Origin of the sequence: Paenibacillus segetis, from assembly GCF_014639155.1 — a bacterium.
Lineage (GTDB): Bacteria > Bacillota > Bacilli > Paenibacillales > Paenibacillaceae > Fontibacillus > Fontibacillus segetis.
The window spans coordinates 445,983-462,931 of record NZ_BMFT01000002.1 but is presented as its reverse complement, the minus strand read 5'-3'; the positions used below and the strand labels follow the sequence as shown (position 1 = coordinate 462,931).

Here is a 16,949-nt window from a genome sequence, read left to right as displayed (position 1 = left end):
TATCCGGAACTTATCAATATGATTCTTTTACCGCAGCGATCTCTAGTTGTGATTGTTGCAAGTACTTCTCTATACTTACCTCAGTTTCGCTTGTCGCTGGGTCCAATCCTTTGGACTGATCCCGTTGTAGAACCACAAGGATCGTCTGAAACAAAATTTTCAAGTCTAGTAATGGGGAATAGTTCTTGATGTACATCATGTCGTAACGCAATTTATCGGACGGTGAAGTCGTATAATTAGCCATGACTTGTGCAAGACCTGTCACCCCCGGTTTCACCATTAAACGGTAGGTGTAATGAGGTAATTCTTCCTTAAACTGCGCAACAAAGAACTCGCGTTCAGGTCTTGGACCCACCAAGCTCATATCTCCACGGATTACGTTTAACAACTGCGGTAATTCATCAATCCTTGTAGCTCTTATAAACTTCCCTAACCTCGTTATTCGAGAATCCGTAGCGCTAGCAAGAATCGGACCTGTACTCTTCTCCGCATTATCGACCATACTGCGAAATTTCAACACCTTAAATATTTTCTCATGCAAGCCAACACGCTCTTGAACAAACAGCGCTTTGCCTGAAGATGTAGCTGGAATTACAATGAGCATAAGTAGTAAAACGGGTGAAGTGATAATGAGTAATAAAATTGAAATCACAAGATCGATTCCCCGTTTGGCGAAGCGTTCCCAAAGTGTCAATTCTGGAGGCATCATGGAATATACCATTAAATCATCGATTTGCTGCAACTCAGCCTTCATCAAATACAATTCATAAAAGTCAGGAATCATAAGTACTTCGATATTTCGTTGTCCTGCCGAACGAATCAATCCCGTTTTGACAACGGCTGGAATTTCATGTCCCAGAACCAAGATATCAATTCCATCCCATGACGTAACAGATAGCTCCTGATGATGATCATTGGATACGAGTAGCACTCGCTGAATATCGAACCAAATTCCTCCTTGATCCCGTAGCTTCTCCAACGTCTTAACCGAAGAAGCATGTCCATTTACAACGAGTAACGCTCGCTTCTTACCTATTCCTTTGGTCTGTACGAAGAACAGTAACAATCGAAGGGTAAATGTCAAAGCAATTTGGATAATAAAGGCGATGATAACCACGCTTCGCGGTAGAGTGAAGGTTTTTAGCCAATAATGAAGCACAATTAATTCAACAACAAAGATAAGATGGGCTAACATGAGATTGGATAACCATTTCATAGGCTTTTGGCGACCTGCAAAATCATATAGATTAAAGAAATAATAAGTGATAGCCGTCAATAAACCTAGCCACGGGCCATAGTAAAAGAAAGAGTCCCATTGCTGAGCGGGTACCATTCCTTTGAATTTGATATTATAAGCGAGTAAATAACTCACATATATGAAGAGACAATCCAGAAACAGTACAAAAACCTTTGATCCACTAAATCGAATCAGTTTAATCACAATATCATCTCCACTTTACGAACTCTGTGATACTACCCTAGGTTCATATATGCTTGTCCACTGTTCTATAATGACATCCATATTAAAATACTGATCAACGTAATTACGGCCCCATTCTCCCATTTGCCGTAAGGCTGTAGGGGAATGTGACATTAATGCATTCATGTGATCACTTAAATGCTGACTATCATTAGGCTTAGCCAAATATCCGTTTGATCCCTCATGAACAACCTCTTTATTCCCTCCTACATCTGTTGCAACAATAGGAAGTCCACTGGCGCAAGCCTCCAAGAGAACCATGGGTAACCCTTCCCATTTCGATGACATCAAATAGGCATCCGCTTCGCTCATTAAGGAAGCTATATCTCTTCTTAAACCTAGAAATTTAACCTGCTGCTGTACTTGTAACGTATGACATAACTGCTCTAGAGCCTCGCGATCAGGGCCAATTCCGGCGATTAGCAGCACACTGTGAGGATGCTGTTTCAAGACTCTGGAGAATGCCGTTATCATGTTCTCATAATCCTTCACGGGTGCGAGCCTACCCACTGCTAACCAAACAAACTCATCACTACGTATGCCTAATTCCTGACGAACATGTCCTTCGCAATCAATAAGACCCTTAAATTGATCTACTACAATGCCATTAGGCACTAGTTTTATCTTATGTTTCGGAGCGACACGAATATCGATATATCGATTTACTGCTTCCTGGCTCACATTCGTTGTCAATTCACACAGGGGGTCAGTTAGCCGATAAAGTAGTTCTCTTAACCTTCCACCTTCATTAATATTATGAGCCGTACAAATGAGAAGTGGCATTCGCACAAACAATCTAGTAATCCGAGCCAATAAATTAGCATGAACTAAATGACTGTGGACAACATCTGGCTGAAAGCGAATAACCAGACGTCTAAATCTGGCAATGGCACGCGGGTCGGGGATCCCTTTGCTCATATCTAGTGAATATACTTCAACACCAAGCTCTTTCAACTCATCCAGATACGCAACCGGTTGAATCATACTTACTAGAGCAAGCTCATAATTTCTAGATCTAAGCCCCCTACAAAGGTGCATAATTTGGCTTTCGGCTCCAGCATAATCAAAACTTGTAATTAGAAATAATACCCTGGGCATGACTCTCTTCCCCCACTCTTTTGTTATTTGGTATCAAGGCTAGTGCTACTATTGAAATCAGTACATACTCGAAATTAAATCCAAAGTCCCCGCTTATTAGTGCTGTTCCGAGAGTCTGGAATAATAGCGCAAGAAGAAGACCGTTTCTTCGGGAAACCCAGATAGAGTATAGATAAGCAAAAGACCATAAGAGCAACCCGACCACTCCCATCTCACTGGCGATTTCCAGTACGACATTATGTGGAAAGTCCCTGGCAATCGGAGGAGTTACACTCCCCAACCCTCCACCAAAAAAGGGGTGATCCGTCCATTTATCAATTGCTTTACGCTGCAGGTCTAATCGACCGATAAAGTTATTATCACCTTGTAGCTCAGCCCGATCAAAGAATACGCCAAATCGGCTCCCGCCAACCCACTGATCTATCTCTCGCGAATACTGGGATGCTGTGATCACACCTGCTAGCAATATGAATATAGATATCACCACATATTTAGATAAGTGCTTAAATTCTCCATGCTTATATCTCTTATAGATGAAGAAAACAAGAACGATCAAATTAGCAATTACGAAGGCTACAATCGGTCCCCTTGATTGGGTTGCTAGAGCTGAGACGGTAGCGGCTGTAATCGTTATGATACGAATGTATAGAGGTATTTCCCGCCTCCATAGGCACACGGTGATTGTAATCAGCGACATCCGAGCATTTAATATCGGATTGCTACCTGGTAGAGATAACCTTCCAGGATACTCAGGTGAATACTCCCCTAAGAGTAAATGAACTAGTGCGAAGATTAATCCAAACAAAGCCAATGTTTTCCAAGAAAACTTGCCGTATTTCTTGTATAAGATATAGGCGTATATCCCTGGAATAATCGCATGGATAATCAGGATCGCTTCTTTTGACAGGCCCGCTGAACCATACGTGGTCCAAGCTAAAGAAACGATGCCGTACAGTAAAACAATGAACCATAACCAGATGCCGCCATCGCTTAATATTTCCCTCGCTTTTCTATCTTTACTGAACCAAGCGATTACCACTGGAATCAGCGGTACAGCGATTAATAGGAACAACGCATTTCCTGGCATTGCTAACTTATAGAAGTAACCAAACATGTCAAAATACAGGCAAAAACCAACAACATAGGCTGCATCTATTTTGACCTTCTTATACAGAAGATACTGGATAATAAAGATACCCATGCTTACCATCAACAGGAGCAACAAGATAACATGAATACTCACTTTCTGCCGCCGTTTTGCACAATATGCTTCATATAATCCACCCTAACAGCTTCTTTAACTACAGTATCCAGATGTGCAACTTGGCTTCGTTCCACACGTTTCTTATGCCACGCTGTAACGAATGTTCTAATTTCTTCCTGATTATTTCTCGTGTTATCCGGAGTATTGGGAATCTCCAGAATAAATGGAACCTGCTCTGGAAAATCCGTATCCGAGTAGCCAATAATTATTGGCAAACCATAAGCTAGATATTCCCTGACTTTTAGCGGCGAGGCTTCCTTCATTTGATTGCGGTACAAAGCTAGGGAGCCGATAGCAACATCCGCCTTTAACATTAAAGGCTCATATTCACGCCGGACCATACGTCCGTGAAAAGTCATATTATTCGGCAATTGACCTCCTATATCAGAGGATTGAATGCCTACAATATCAAAATGCCAATCCTGATTCATTTCCGCTAAAGCGACAATAGAATCTACCCCATGCCAAGGTTGGCCGGGCGTTCCAATAAAGAATAGCCGAATTCTGTCTTCAACCGTAGGTTCGGCAGGGGATACACCAGCCATGGCGAATCCATTGCCGATCACGACCTTGTCCCTCACATAGCGACTATAATGTTCTTCCTCTGCAATTTCCCCACTAACAAATACGAAACCCGTTGCAGCCCGAAGAACCATAGCACGGGTAAGCTGATGGTAGAGATACCTAGCTTTACCTCCAAATCGCATTTCGGTCAAATCATTTGAGTTGATTTCAAGTATTGATGGAGTGCTGCGTAATAATGTAGGTAGAGCAAAATAGTAGAGATCAAACCGATGGTATACGATATCAGGCTGCCATTCTTTCACTTGGCTAATCAGTTTACGGAATGCGGAGAAACGAGTTAATCCGGCACCGTAGGTCTGCGTCACCAAACGCAATTCAGGTAGATCGTCCTTCCACTCTGCTTCCCATCTATTTGTAAATAGAAAAAGAGTTACTTCGTGCCCAAGGAGGTTCCATTCCGTAATCTGACTAATTACTTTCTTAAATACGCCACTGTCAGGCCCGTCATTCCAATGAATCAGATAAGCAATTTTCATAGATTCCCCTTCTTCACGATTAGCGTTACATCAATTGCTCTATACACGCCTGATAGAGTGTAAGATGACTTGAACGTACTAAATAACTGTTATGCCACAATATGGTGAAATCCCCATTATATTTGGTGCACTGATGTCGATATCGACTTATAGCATCAAAAGCTTGCTCCATGTTCAACCCTGCATACTCACGATGAAGAAGCGTCTGCTCCATAACGATCAGAGGGCGTTCAATAAGCTTCAACGGTTGTCGAGTTAGTAGATTGAAGACTGGATATGGGTAACATACGCCGCAACGGAACCCTGGCATGTCCGAATAACCTAATGTACTATCATATTGAAGTCCGGCGTCTTCCCAGAATTGCCAAGTATCTGGAGCCCTCCATCTTAAGAAATGCTGCCTTCCACCCCAATTGTCTTGTACTATATTAGCGGCCTCAGCTGCGTGGCGTAGTCTATCAAATTGATGCTTAATTCGGTGACCTGACAGATAGGTCTGATAACTTGGATGGAGTCCGATCTCATGTCCCCGTTCATGAATGTTACGCATTAACTTCCCAATCTCAGGATCATCCAAACTGTAATTCCCATCTATCCCCGGTTCCGTCTGTTCCGTAATAAAATAAAAAGAGCTGCGGATGCCAGCTTGTTCACTTTGATCCATTAGCCAGTTAAACGTATTGAATGGATCCCTGTTCAGATTGGTTCTATTACCCCAGAGCATCCTAGCCTTCTTGAAGCCCATCTCAAACTGCCTACGACGTACAACATCGGCCAGACTCTCTTTGGCTATACTCAATCGACTTCGATTAAAAATAAAAAAAGGATAATCCACATCATGGCTGATCACATATGCGTGTTTTCTGATTTTACGAGTTAATCCAGGCCACATTCGCTTCATTAACGACCATAGTAATTCGGTATATTCATTTACGATCGGATAGTCTAAGAAGCCTTCACGATATGCTAAGGAATGCTTGGCGGAGAATCGATCATGTTGATCCCGATCTGCGATGACTACTTCTTCATATCTGGTTAACATGAAGAAGCAGCTTCCAAATACATCCACCCTACAGTGAATCATTTCACTATCCATATCAATCCAATGCTTATCTTCACTAGAAACTCCATAAATGACTGGGAGGTCAACTCCAACCTCCTCGATCACCATCCTATCCAATGGAGTTGAAGGCAATGAATCCAAAGTAAGCCATAATGCCTCTTCCGTTTGCAACAGGACATCCGAGAGAATTAGCTTATGTTCATTCTCTTCTGACATTGTCATTTCTAGATCAGAACGTTCTTCACATTTGAGTACAAAGGGAATCCCCAGAAATTCCTCAAGAATAACACGATAGATGTATTCTCTTTCAGGCAAATGCGATAATGGACAGCGTATAAGTAGCATATCTATATCCCCCTCTCCACCTCTTGAGTCTCCTCCTCGAGATATCGATACTTCTTAATCGCAGTCCAAGACATTCCAAAGTGGATTATATAGCCAAGGGTTGCCGCAGTACTGAAATACATCACCGCCGTTACAGCATCCTGGCCTGTATACTTCGCCAGTAATATCGCACCTAGCACAATCGTCGTACGGATAATCTCCCGGTATAAATGTAGGTCTTGTCTCTCCATGACATCAATCGTTGTACCAACGGAATTGGCTACAAACTGACTAAGATACATAAAACCAAGGATACGAACAAATTGACCTGACTTCTCCCATTCATTTCCGAATAAGAACGAGAAGGTCGAAGGGGCAATAAATACCATAACCAGAACGATAGCAACGCCAATCAAAAATACATTACGAGCAGTTTTTATAAATAGTGGATACATTTTATGAGGAGAATGTAACATGTATTGCGAAGACTCTGACAAATAAACACTCATTACAGATGTCGTGATAAGAGTCATTGGAGAGCCTAAAATTCGTTGACCCAAAGCAAACCAACCCGCCACTTGCGGCCCATAAAACGCAGCTAATAGAATCGTTGGCAAATAGATTCCCAAACTATTTAGTAAATTAGAAGCAGTCGAAAACATCGGAAATCTCCGATAGCGATAAGCACTCTCCTTTATCTCTTCTCTGGTGACCTTTATAGATTGCTTATCGATATCCTTGCGCCACAATCGCCATTGTGGGATTAATCCACCCAATCTACCAATAACATCCCCAATGATCAGACCTAGAGGACCCATACCAATACCGCTAAATATCAGTTGTGAGGATACGAGTGATATACTCTGTGTATACTTAGTCCGAGAAATCTGTTTAAAATATTTCTTCCGTATCGACCACGCATTGAGGATCTGATAGATGCCCCCGAATAGTAAACTAAAGAAAAAAAATGCGAAATACTCTTTAATATCCGGTTCATTTGTCCATACAGATAAGGGGTTGGCTAGGAAATAAACTCCGATTCCACCCAAAAGGCTAACGAACACACATATCCGTAGAGATAGACTTAATATACTGCTTGCTACACGGTCTTCTCTTGGCAAAGTAATCGCGTTCTCGTACGAAAAAGATACCAGCATAAGCATAATAGAGATAATGGAGGTATACATTGAGTACACACCATACTCAGAAGGATTATAGAATCGAGTTATTAAAGGAAGTGTCAATAAAATAAGGATCTGACTGATCACAGTTCCTCGTGCGAGAACTACAACATTCCGAAAGAAGCTATCCAAGGTAAATTTTTTTAAATACTTCAGCATCATCGTTCCTAACTATTGAAGTGCTTCTTTTATTTTTCCAGCGATATATTGCTGGGTTGAAGCCTCAATTTGCGGCCAAATCGGCAAGGATAGTACCTCAAACGATAATGTTTCGGCTACACTCATACTTGCATTTATAGATTCATAAACAGGAAGTTTATGGACTGGTACAGGATAATACACCATGGAACTGATACCATTCTCCTCAAGCTTAGCTTGCAATTCATCCCGTCTACCGTTCAATACTCTCAGGGTATATTGATGGTATACATGTCTAGAATAAGACACTTCCTCAGGCAAAATAATACCTTCCACGTCCCCCAATAGCTCTCTATAACGTGCAGCAGCCTCACGTCGGCCTTCATTCCAAGGATCAATATGTGGTAACTTAACTCCTAATATCGCCGCCTGAATCTCATCAAGCCGTGAGTTAAATCCAATCAGTTCATTGTAATATTTCTTCTTAGATCCGTGGGTGCGAAGCATCGCTGACTTTTCTGCTAGCTCTTGGTCGTTCGTGACTAGAAGTCCACCATCACCATAGGCACCTAAGTTTTTAGATGGAAAAAATGAAAAACATCCTATATCTCCAATAGTCCCAACTTTACGCCCTTTATATTCGCCCCCAAAAGCTTGAGCAACGTCTTCTACGACGATGAGGTTATGTTGTGCAGCGACCGCGAGAAGAGGATCCATATCTGCGGATTGACCAAACAAGTGGACTGGAATAATTGCCTTGGTTCTCGAAGTAATGGCGGATCCCAGTAACTGAGGGTTAATGTTATATGTATGAGGATCAATATCTACAAATACCGGAGTCGCTCCGATCCGACTAATCGCTTCAGCACTAGCAAAAAATGTGAATGGTGTCGTGATAACCTCATCACCTTCTCCAATGCCTGCAGCAAGAAGTGCGATAACCAAGGCATCTGTTCCAGAGTTCAGCGTGACGGCATATCGGACTCCCAAGTACTCGGCAACATTTCGCTCGAATTCTTTCACTTTTGGTCCCATAATAAATGCACCTTGATCTAGCACATCTTCTATTGCGTTCAAAATTTGTGGTTTCAAGTCCTTCATTTCATAACTTAGATCCAGTACAGGAATTCTCATGGTGGTAGATTCATTACGTTTGGTCATCGTCTACACATCCTTTGTTTTACGTACTATATCTTGATTTCGTTCGTATTCTCGGTCGCAATCATGGCACACGGATTTCTGGTCACGGAAGGTTAGGGTACTTCCACATTCACATACCCACCCCATACCCTTTGCTGGAACACCAGCCACTAGAGAATAAGCAGGTACATCTCTATTCACTACCGCCCCCGCTGCCACAAATGCCCATTCTCCAATCGTCACGCCACAGACAACAGTTGCATTGGCTCCAATCGAAGCGCCACGTTTGACTACTGTAGGTCGATAATCTTCACTTGTGTTACGTGGGAATGCAGATCTTGGCGTACGAACATTTGTAAATACCATACTTGGTCCACAAAAGACAAAGTCCTCTAGAATAACGCCCTCATATACCGAGACATTATTCTGAATTTTCACACTATTTCCAATCGTGACATTCGAAGCAACATATACATTCTGTCCCAGACTGCACTGTTCCCCAATTATCGTTTTCGGAGAAATGTGACTGAAATGCCACACCTTCGTCCCTTCGCCAATGCTTGCTCCTTCATCAATAATTGCTGTAGGATGTGCCCAATGATTCGTCATGCTTCCCGCTCCCCGCTATAACAAATGATATCTCTCTGGCTTCGTATTAAACTTCATCGCATTACGAGTATCGAATAAACTTTTGGATTCGCGGCCTATCATCTCAAAATCAAATTGAGAATGGTCAGTAGCGATAACCGTTATATCCGCCTCAGCAACTCGTTCTTCTGTCAATTCAATACATTCATAGTTTATTCCGCGGTATTTGAACGTAGGGACATGAGGATCGCTAACCCAAACGATTGCCCCTCGCTCCTGAAGTAATTCAATCATTTTGAGCACAGGAGACTCCCGATAATCATCAATATCCTTTTTGTAGGCGACACCAAGTAAATACACCTTTGACCCTCGAATAGGTTTCCCATCCTCATTCAGGATCTCACCAATCTTCTGAACCACGAATTCTGGCATGGAATTATTGATTTCTCCGGCAAGTTCAATTAAACGGGTATGGTAGTTATATTCTCTCGCTTTCCAAGTTAAGTAGAATGGATCAATAGGTATACAATGCCCACCCAGCCCTGGACCAGGATAAAATGCCATGAAACCATAAGGCTTCGTCTTCGCCGCATCGATCATTTCCCATACGTTTATACCCATACGATTACATAAAACGGCCATTTCATTGGCAAGTGCTATATTAATATGACGAAATGTATTCTCGTAGATCTTCTCCATTTCAGCGACGGCTGGACTGGATACAACGTACACCTCTCCATCTAGAACCTGTTTGTATAGCTCCTCGGCCACTTTCGAACACGCCTTCGTAACACCTCCGACTACTTTAGGTGTATTCTTGGTGTTAAATAACTTATTCCCTGGATCAATGCGTTCCGGAGAATAGGCTAAGAAGAAGTCCTCGCCGCATTTGAGTCCTGTTGATTCCAATATAGGTCTAACTAGCTCTTCTGTCGTTCCTGGATATGTCGTACTCTCCAATACAATCAGCATGCCAGGATGAAGATATTTTGCAATTTCCTGTGTTGATTTCTCTACATAGCTGGTGTCGGGTTGCTGATAAATATCAAGAGGTGTAGGTACACAAATGGCCACCGTATCCACCGTACTTAAAAATGAATAATCTAAAGTAGCCTCTAGAAGTCCACTATCGACCATACCTCTCAAATCCTCATCGATGACATCCCCAATGTAATTGTATCCACTGTTCACCATGTTGACTTTTTGCTCCTGAACATCGAAACCAATGACATGGTAACCTGCTTTCGCTTTTTCAACCGCCAACGGTAATCCGACATAACCAAGACCGATAACCCCAATCACTGCCGCTTTATTATGTAATTTGTTCATTAGTTCTGCGCTAAGATCATGAGTTTTGAACACTTCTCTATTCATGGATATCCCCCGATCTTATTAACAATACAACTCCGCTTTGCCCTTCGAGACGATGTCAACCACCAACTTGACTGCCTCCCGGCCGTCTTCTAACGTAATATCAGGTTCTATACCCTCTTGAATCGCATGGACTAGATTTTCTATAATACGCTGATGGCCTGAAACCCCAAACGGATCTAAATCTACCTCTTGAATTACTCGATTAATTTCCTCTTCCGTTATGGAGGCACTCTTCCATTGTTTGATCCAATTTGCCGTTCTGCCACCAATAACTGCATATCCATTCTCACCAAAAACAGAAATAGTTTCTTCTAAGTTTTGTTCATAAATGGTTGTGGTAGCCTCAACAATACCGAGAATGCCATTACTAAATCTAAGTACGGCAACTGCCGTGTCCTCAGCTTCAATATCACGAATCCGCGTATCTACAAATGACTTGATCTCAGCCACTGGACCAAACAACCAAATTAATAAATCCAAACTATGAATCGCTTGATTCATCAATACTCCGCCATCCATCGCATGCGTTCCTCTCCAGGAGGCTTGATCATAATAAGCCTGACCCCGGTTCCATCGCACAGCCACGTTCACGTGGCTAAGCTTGCCGAACGCATCCCGACTTAATGCATCCTGCAAATATCGAATAGCTGGGCGATACCGATTTGGATGAACAACTGTTGCCTTTACTCCATTTCTTCGCACAGCCTGGGTTATTGCATCGACATCATCCAGAGTTAATGCCATCGGCTTCTCGATCACGAGATGCTTACCTGCATTTGCCGCTTCTACCGCTAGCCCAGTATGTAATCCGCTTGGAGTACAAATACATACGACATCGATTGGAAGTTCTTGCTCCAGCATATCTGTCATGTTAGAGAATACAGGAACATTATTCCTTTCCTTCAGTTCAGAAAGCCTTGCTATATTCGTATCACAAAGTGCAGCCAACTTAGCCCCTTCAGTCATAGCAATGGCCTCAATATGCTTATTTGCAATATGACCGCAGCCCACAATAGCAAAATGAATCATAATCGCCCTCAACCCCATCACAGAATATATGCTTTGTTCGTCAATATATTAACTATAAATGTTGTCCGTTTTATCTTTGCGAGAACTCTTATGTAAGGACCTTCTTTTTTCCAAGAAAAGTGCAACGCTAAGGCCTGCAAAAAGGCCAATAAAGCTTCCTATCGCTAAATTAAATAGTTTCTTGGGACTTACTGGTATGGATGCATCCTCCATGTTGGCATAATCCAACACAATTACATTCGCGCTCTGCACAATTTTCCTTGATTTCTCAATAAACGATTCAGCGAATGCATTGGCAATTGCTACGGCATCCTTAGGATTATCATGAGTAGCAGATAACAAAATGACCAAAGTTCCTGGATCTGTTCTGACCGTAACTCGCTTAAGAAGTTCAAAGACGGTTTCGGAAGTCTCCAACTTCTTCTGTGCTTCGATTGCAATAAAACGACTCTGTATCGCATCTTCATAAGTCTTGGTTAACATTTGGCTTGCCAAAAATTCGTTATACGTCCCTGATTCGTTCGAAGCAATGGTCGCAACAAGACTAGCAGTTGCCAGATATTGCGGTTTAACCATGCTATTAACTAAAAAAACGCCCCCCACACACAATAGAAGCGTAAATCCAAACGCAATAAAATGCCGACCAATTACCCGCACTAGATTAAAGATCTCCAAATGTTTATTCACCTCAAACTAAAGTTACTCCAGTTACCGAACGAATCAATGCATAAAATTTTATGCAAAAAAGCTCCCCACACTTCATTGTCTAGGATAAAAGTCACCTGGAATTCATACTTATATTAACACAAAATAGAATACTTGGAATCCTCTTTTTTCCTTTTTATATTATATTTCTCTAATTATATAAAATAACCAATTTCACTAGAATTATATGACAAAAAAGACCCTTTTTCGATTAATCTCGAAAAAGAGTCTTTACTATAAAACTAGCTAGATTAACTGATCACTTCTACATTGACGTTCGTCTTAGCCAATTGAACGTTAAAGGCTTTGCCCTTAATTGTATTGTTACGAAGAACAATATTCTTTTGAGTACAATTCTCCACATATGTTGTTAAATCGATACCGCCTTGTGTGGCTTGAATCACATTGCCGACGATGGATCCCTTCTCAGCATTTTGCCAGGTCCAAATCCCTTTATCGGCGTTCTCAATTTGATTGTTAACGATACTAAAGTCTTTAGTGTTCCCTAATCGAATAGCCGTAGTTCCAACAGTAGAACTCTTAGCTCCCATTGTAATTTGGTTACCGTCAATCTTTACGTTATTAACCGTTTGCCAGGAACTCACTTCGATTGCAGCATAATAACTTCCTACGCCACCAATCGTATTATTCTTGATTGTATTGTTAGATCCATATACGCTTATACCCGCATACATATCAGGAGCCTGCTTGCCTTTATCATTTCCAGCATAATAATAGTTGTTCTTCAGATATGAATTAACGATACGATTATCTCTAACCGTAATACCTTGTGCATAAAGCTTAATAGCACGTTTCGCATTGTTATCAAATACGTTGTTAGCAATTAGACTATTTGTGTCTTGAGCCTTATCATTCTCAAGATTTCTATCTTCATAATAAATTCCATCACCATCATCAGCAGGACCAATATGATGGATATGAGAATTCGTAATAGATACGTTAGTCCCTACTTTTTCGTTCGATCCCCATGATGTCGTTACGTATATTCCCCTTGCAATAAGACTATCCGCTGTTAAGTTCACCGCCGAGATATGACTCACTTCCGTATTGTCTATCGTAATACGATCCGTGTTGCCGTATATCATAACCCCCGTCACAATTCCCGTATAATATTCACTCTGCGAATCTTTGCTATGAGTTGCATTTGAAAGGATACTATTACTCACTTTGATTGCTGAGCTGCCCGGGTCAATAACCAATATACGATTCACAGCCATATTACCATCCAGAACGATACCTTCGATTTCAATATCATGTCCATGTAGCCGCATCAGTTCCCAGCCAAAGTTATTATCGTTGGCTTTGATGATCGAGCTTGTACCATCGCCAAGTATCTTCGTTAAACTATTAACTAGTAAAGTCTTTGAAGGATTAATCATATAAGTTCCTTTTGGAAAATATACCGTCGCCCCGTTGCCATCTACAGAATCTAGTATTTGTTGAATGGCCGCCGTATCATCACTACGTCCATCTCCCTTAGCACCGTGGTCCTTCACATTGATTATATTCTGATTCGAGCCCGCTGAGGCTTGAACTGTATAACCAGGAGTACTATAAAATATGCTGATCATTATGGTAATTGCTATTACAGCTATTCTCTTAAAATAACGATTCATCATATCAATCACTCCAAATTCAATATGGATAAAAAAATAAGAAGATCCCTGTTCCAGGATCTTCTCAGTTTCATCCTGAAAACTTTCGGGAACTGGCTGGCATGTGATCTCTCACGAAGCCCCTTTAGTTTTGCGTCCCACACTTTCATGCGGTTTGCCATTTCGTAGCTTTCATATTCAATTTGAAATTACTAGCTTCAAAAATTATTTCGTAGAAAGAAAAAAAGAACCTCATTAACATTTGTCATGTCAAAGGTTCCTCAAAAACAGAACCTGAGCGTTTTGGAAACTGGCTAGCATGTGATTTCTCACGAAGCCCCTCTAGTTTTGCGTCCTATGCTTTCACATAGTTTGCCATTTCGACATATCAGGTGTAATAAAATTAGTAATCTATGGATAAATAGTAGCATGTAATCTATGAATCTGCAAACCTATTTTTTAAAATTTCTATATATAAACCCTAAAATATACAATTACCCTAAATAATCATAGATTTGTTTCACGATACTAACAGAAGCTTTTCCATCACCGTATAAATTGTCGATATAGGGTCCGCATTGATGGGCAGAAATGATGGCATTCAAGTCCATTGTTAATGGATCAACTAATGTGTTCCACCCACTCTCAACAGTCTCAACCCACTCCGTCTCATTACGCAATGTAAAACAAGGAACTTTAGCGAAGTACGCTTCCTTTTGAACGCCTCCAGAGTCCGTGATAATGGCTTTAGCATGGCGCTCCAACAGCAACATTTCCAAATATGAAACGGGAGGTATAAATCGAATATTACCCGAGGTTGCATCCTTTTCTATCAATTTCAAATCTCTCAACATTTTCTCAGTCCGTGGGTGAATCGGAAATAATACTGTCTCATTAAGAGCCAAGAGCGAATGAATAATGGCTTGCAATCGCGCAGGGTCATCCGTGTTACCAGCTCGATGTATCGTGCTAAGATAGTAGTTCCCTTGATGTACCCCAAATGTATCTAGCTTGTACTTTTCTTCTGTAAGATTATAGTTATGTAGTACAGCATCGTACATGACATCACCTACCAAATGCACACCCTTCGTGATATTTTCAGCCTGTAAATTTCTTACAGCCGATTCCGTAGGGGCAAACAACAAAGTAGACACATGATCAGTTAGGATTCTATTAATCTCCTCAGGCATCTCTTTATCATAGCTTCGCAACCCCGCCTCAATATGAAACAGTGGAATATGAAGCTTACTCGCCGCTAGAGATCCAGCCAAAGTAGAGTTGGTATCCCCATATACTAGAACAGCAGAAGGTTTCGTTTCCTCAATCAATCGCTCTATTTTGATCAATATATCGCCCGTTTGCTTACCGTGAGACGCAGAACCGACACCTAAATCGTAATCGGGACGTGGGATATGAAGCTCCTCAAAAAAGATTCCCGCCATATTATGATCATAGTGCTGACCTGTATTCACCAAGACTTCCTTATATCGTTTCCTTAATTCTCTGGATACCGGAGCAGCCTTTACAAACTGGGGGCGTGCACCAACAATCGTCATAATCGTCTTCATAGCCCTAACCCACCTCGCTCATTAATTGTTATGGAGCTGTCTTGTGATTTGAAAACAGCCTCCATATATATAGGAGTAACTTCATTTAACACTTTCAATACGGAATATTTCTCCGTTAACAGATCCCGTCGCTTACCGATTTCTTCACGCAGCAAGGGACTAGCGTAAAGCTCCAGAACCCGTTTAACGAATGCATTCTGGTCGTTCAATCCAATTAAGAATCCATGAACTCCCTCTTCTACTAGATCACGATTACCTCTTACGTTCGTAGCTACTACTGGAAGACCTGAAGCGATAGCTTCCATAATATTAACTGGTAATCCTTCTTGCGTACTGGATGAGACGGCAATATCGGCTAAAGAATAAATCTTGTCCATGTCCTTCCGATGGCCCAAAAATGTGACGGTATCCGTCAGATCCATTTCATGTGTCATTTTCTTGTAGTACTCCTCCAAATCGCCTTGCCCAGCAAGCAATAATTGTAGATTTGGAATGTGTTGCTTCAGTTGTCGTACCACCTCGAACAGCAGACTCTGATTCTTACGCTTACTTAGCTCAGCAGCATAAATCAGTACAAATTTATCCTGACCAATCTGATATGCCGACCGTAACTGCCGTTTTTCTTCAGCGGATACCGGTCTAAATTTGTCGAAATCGATTCCGACACCATGTACGAAGGTGATATTCTTAGCCTTGAAATGCCGACGTAAGACCCGAGTGTAATCCTCTTCATTCATTGTAATCAGGTAATCTGTGTATCGAGAAAGCATCTTCTCCACTGGATAATAGACTAACCAGTTAATTGACGAAGCTCCCGTAAAAAAATGAAACCCATGTGCCGTATAAATGACTTTTGTCCCACGTCGACGGGCTTTCCGAGCAGCAAGGCGTGTTAAAACTCCACCCATCGGTGTATGGCAATGAATAATGTCGTATTCATTCTTGTCTATAATTTTTTTCAATTCTATGTATGCTCTAAGGTTGTCCAACTTAAAAGGAGATCGCTGAATCGAAATGTTAAATTGTTTCTCTACGTATGGAACCGATGATTCCCCATGGGTCGCAGCATGAACTTCCCACCCCTGTTCTTTGAACCACCGCAAGTAAGGTTGGTGAAATGCAGTCAAATGGGATACCACTGTAGCACAGAATAAAACTTTCTTGGACACTCTGATCCTCCACCAATCAATTTAATCAACTCAGATCCACCCAAAATAACTAACGATGACGGATCGCCAATCCCGCTAGATCTCGGTATGACAATCGGTCACAACTAAATATATCAGCGGCAATTCAATATTACAATACTGACCATTTATA

At 41.5% G+C, this 16,949-nt stretch carries 14 protein-coding genes and 2 riboswitches; all 14 genes read right to left on the bottom strand.

What is annotated here, in order from left to right:
• Positions 1 to 13: 13 nt before the first annotated feature.
• The 14 genes from IEW05_RS18260 to IEW05_RS18195 all read right to left on the bottom strand — a co-directional run bounded on the left by IEW05_RS18260 (position 14) and on the right by IEW05_RS18195 (position 16,798).
• Entirely contained in the window at positions 14 to 1,441 is a 1,428-nt protein-coding gene (locus IEW05_RS18260) for a sugar transferase (RefSeq protein ID WP_188541279.1), read from the bottom strand.
• 15 nt (positions 1,442 to 1,456) lie between these two features.
• Entirely contained in the window at positions 1,457 to 2,578 is a 1,122-nt protein-coding gene (locus IEW05_RS18255; RefSeq protein WP_188541278.1) for a glycosyltransferase, read from the bottom strand.
• Positions 2,544 to 3,788, bottom strand: coding sequence for an O-antigen ligase family protein (locus tag IEW05_RS18250; protein WP_194434140.1), 1,245 nt, complete (start codon positions 3,786 to 3,788; stop codon positions 2,544 to 2,546). The genes IEW05_RS18255 and IEW05_RS18250 overlap by 35 nt, the downstream gene beginning before the upstream one ends.
• Before the next feature lie 29 nt (positions 3,789 to 3,817).
• Positions 3,818 to 4,903, bottom strand: a complete 1,086-nt coding sequence (locus tag IEW05_RS18245) for a glycosyltransferase family 4 protein (protein WP_188541276.1) — start codon at positions 4,901 to 4,903, stop codon at positions 3,818 to 3,820.
• A 25-nt stretch (positions 4,904 to 4,928) separates the two neighbouring features.
• Positions 4,929 to 6,311 carry a polysaccharide deacetylase family protein gene (locus IEW05_RS18240; RefSeq protein ID WP_188541275.1) on the bottom strand — a complete coding sequence of 461 codons (1,383 nt, stop codon included), beginning with the start codon at positions 6,309 to 6,311 and terminating at the stop codon, positions 4,929 to 4,931.
• Positions 6,312 to 6,313: 2 nt separating this feature from the next.
• Positions 6,314 to 7,633 (bottom strand): lipopolysaccharide biosynthesis protein, encoded by a 1,320-nt coding sequence (locus tag IEW05_RS18235; protein WP_194434139.1) that lies wholly within the window; start codon positions 7,631 to 7,633, stop codon positions 6,314 to 6,316.
• 9 nt (positions 7,634 to 7,642) lie between these two features.
• Complete coding sequence (locus IEW05_RS18230; protein WP_229753499.1) at positions 7,643 to 8,770, bottom strand: DegT/DnrJ/EryC1/StrS family aminotransferase; 1,128 nt, start codon at positions 8,768 to 8,770, stop codon at positions 7,643 to 7,645.
• 3 nt (positions 8,771 to 8,773) lie between these two features.
• A complete protein-coding gene (locus tag IEW05_RS18225) occupies positions 8,774 to 9,358 on the bottom strand; it encodes an acyltransferase (protein WP_188541273.1) in 585 nt (194 codons plus the stop codon).
• Between the two features lie 15 nt (positions 9,359 to 9,373).
• Positions 9,374 to 10,711, bottom strand: a complete 1,338-nt coding sequence (locus tag IEW05_RS18220; protein ID WP_188541272.1) for a nucleotide sugar dehydrogenase — start codon at positions 10,709 to 10,711, stop codon at positions 9,374 to 9,376.
• 18 nt (positions 10,712 to 10,729) lie between these two features.
• A complete protein-coding gene (locus tag IEW05_RS18215; RefSeq protein WP_188541271.1) occupies positions 10,730 to 11,740 on the bottom strand; it encodes a Gfo/Idh/MocA family protein in 1,011 nt (336 codons plus the stop codon).
• Positions 11,741 to 11,788: 48 nt separating this feature from the next.
• Positions 11,789 to 12,316, bottom strand: coding sequence for a YveK family protein (locus IEW05_RS18210; protein WP_194434138.1), 528 nt, complete (start codon positions 12,314 to 12,316; stop codon positions 11,789 to 11,791).
• A gap of 380 nt (positions 12,317 to 12,696) precedes the next feature.
• The gene (locus IEW05_RS18205; RefSeq protein WP_188541269.1) at positions 12,697 to 14,085 is read right to left on the bottom strand and encodes a glycosyl hydrolase family 28-related protein; all 1,389 of its coding nucleotides are present in this window, start codon (positions 14,083 to 14,085) and stop codon (positions 12,697 to 12,699) included.
• A gap of 81 nt (positions 14,086 to 14,166) precedes the next feature.
• Positions 14,167 to 14,251: riboswitch (cyclic di-GMP riboswitch) on the bottom strand.
• Positions 14,252 to 14,363: 112 nt separating this feature from the next.
• A riboswitch (cyclic di-GMP riboswitch) is annotated at positions 14,364 to 14,448 on the bottom strand.
• A 107-nt stretch (positions 14,449 to 14,555) separates the two neighbouring features.
• Positions 14,556 to 15,629 carry a non-hydrolyzing UDP-N-acetylglucosamine 2-epimerase gene (gene wecB / locus IEW05_RS18200; RefSeq protein ID WP_188541268.1) on the bottom strand — a complete coding sequence of 358 codons (1,074 nt, stop codon included), beginning with the start codon at positions 15,627 to 15,629 and terminating at the stop codon, positions 14,556 to 14,558.
• Positions 15,626 to 16,798 (bottom strand): glycosyltransferase family 4 protein, encoded by a 1,173-nt coding sequence (locus IEW05_RS18195; protein ID WP_188541267.1) that lies wholly within the window; start codon positions 16,796 to 16,798, stop codon positions 15,626 to 15,628. Before IEW05_RS18195 ends, wecB begins: the two co-directional genes overlap by 4 nt.
• Positions 16,799 to 16,949: the final 151 nt, after the last annotated feature.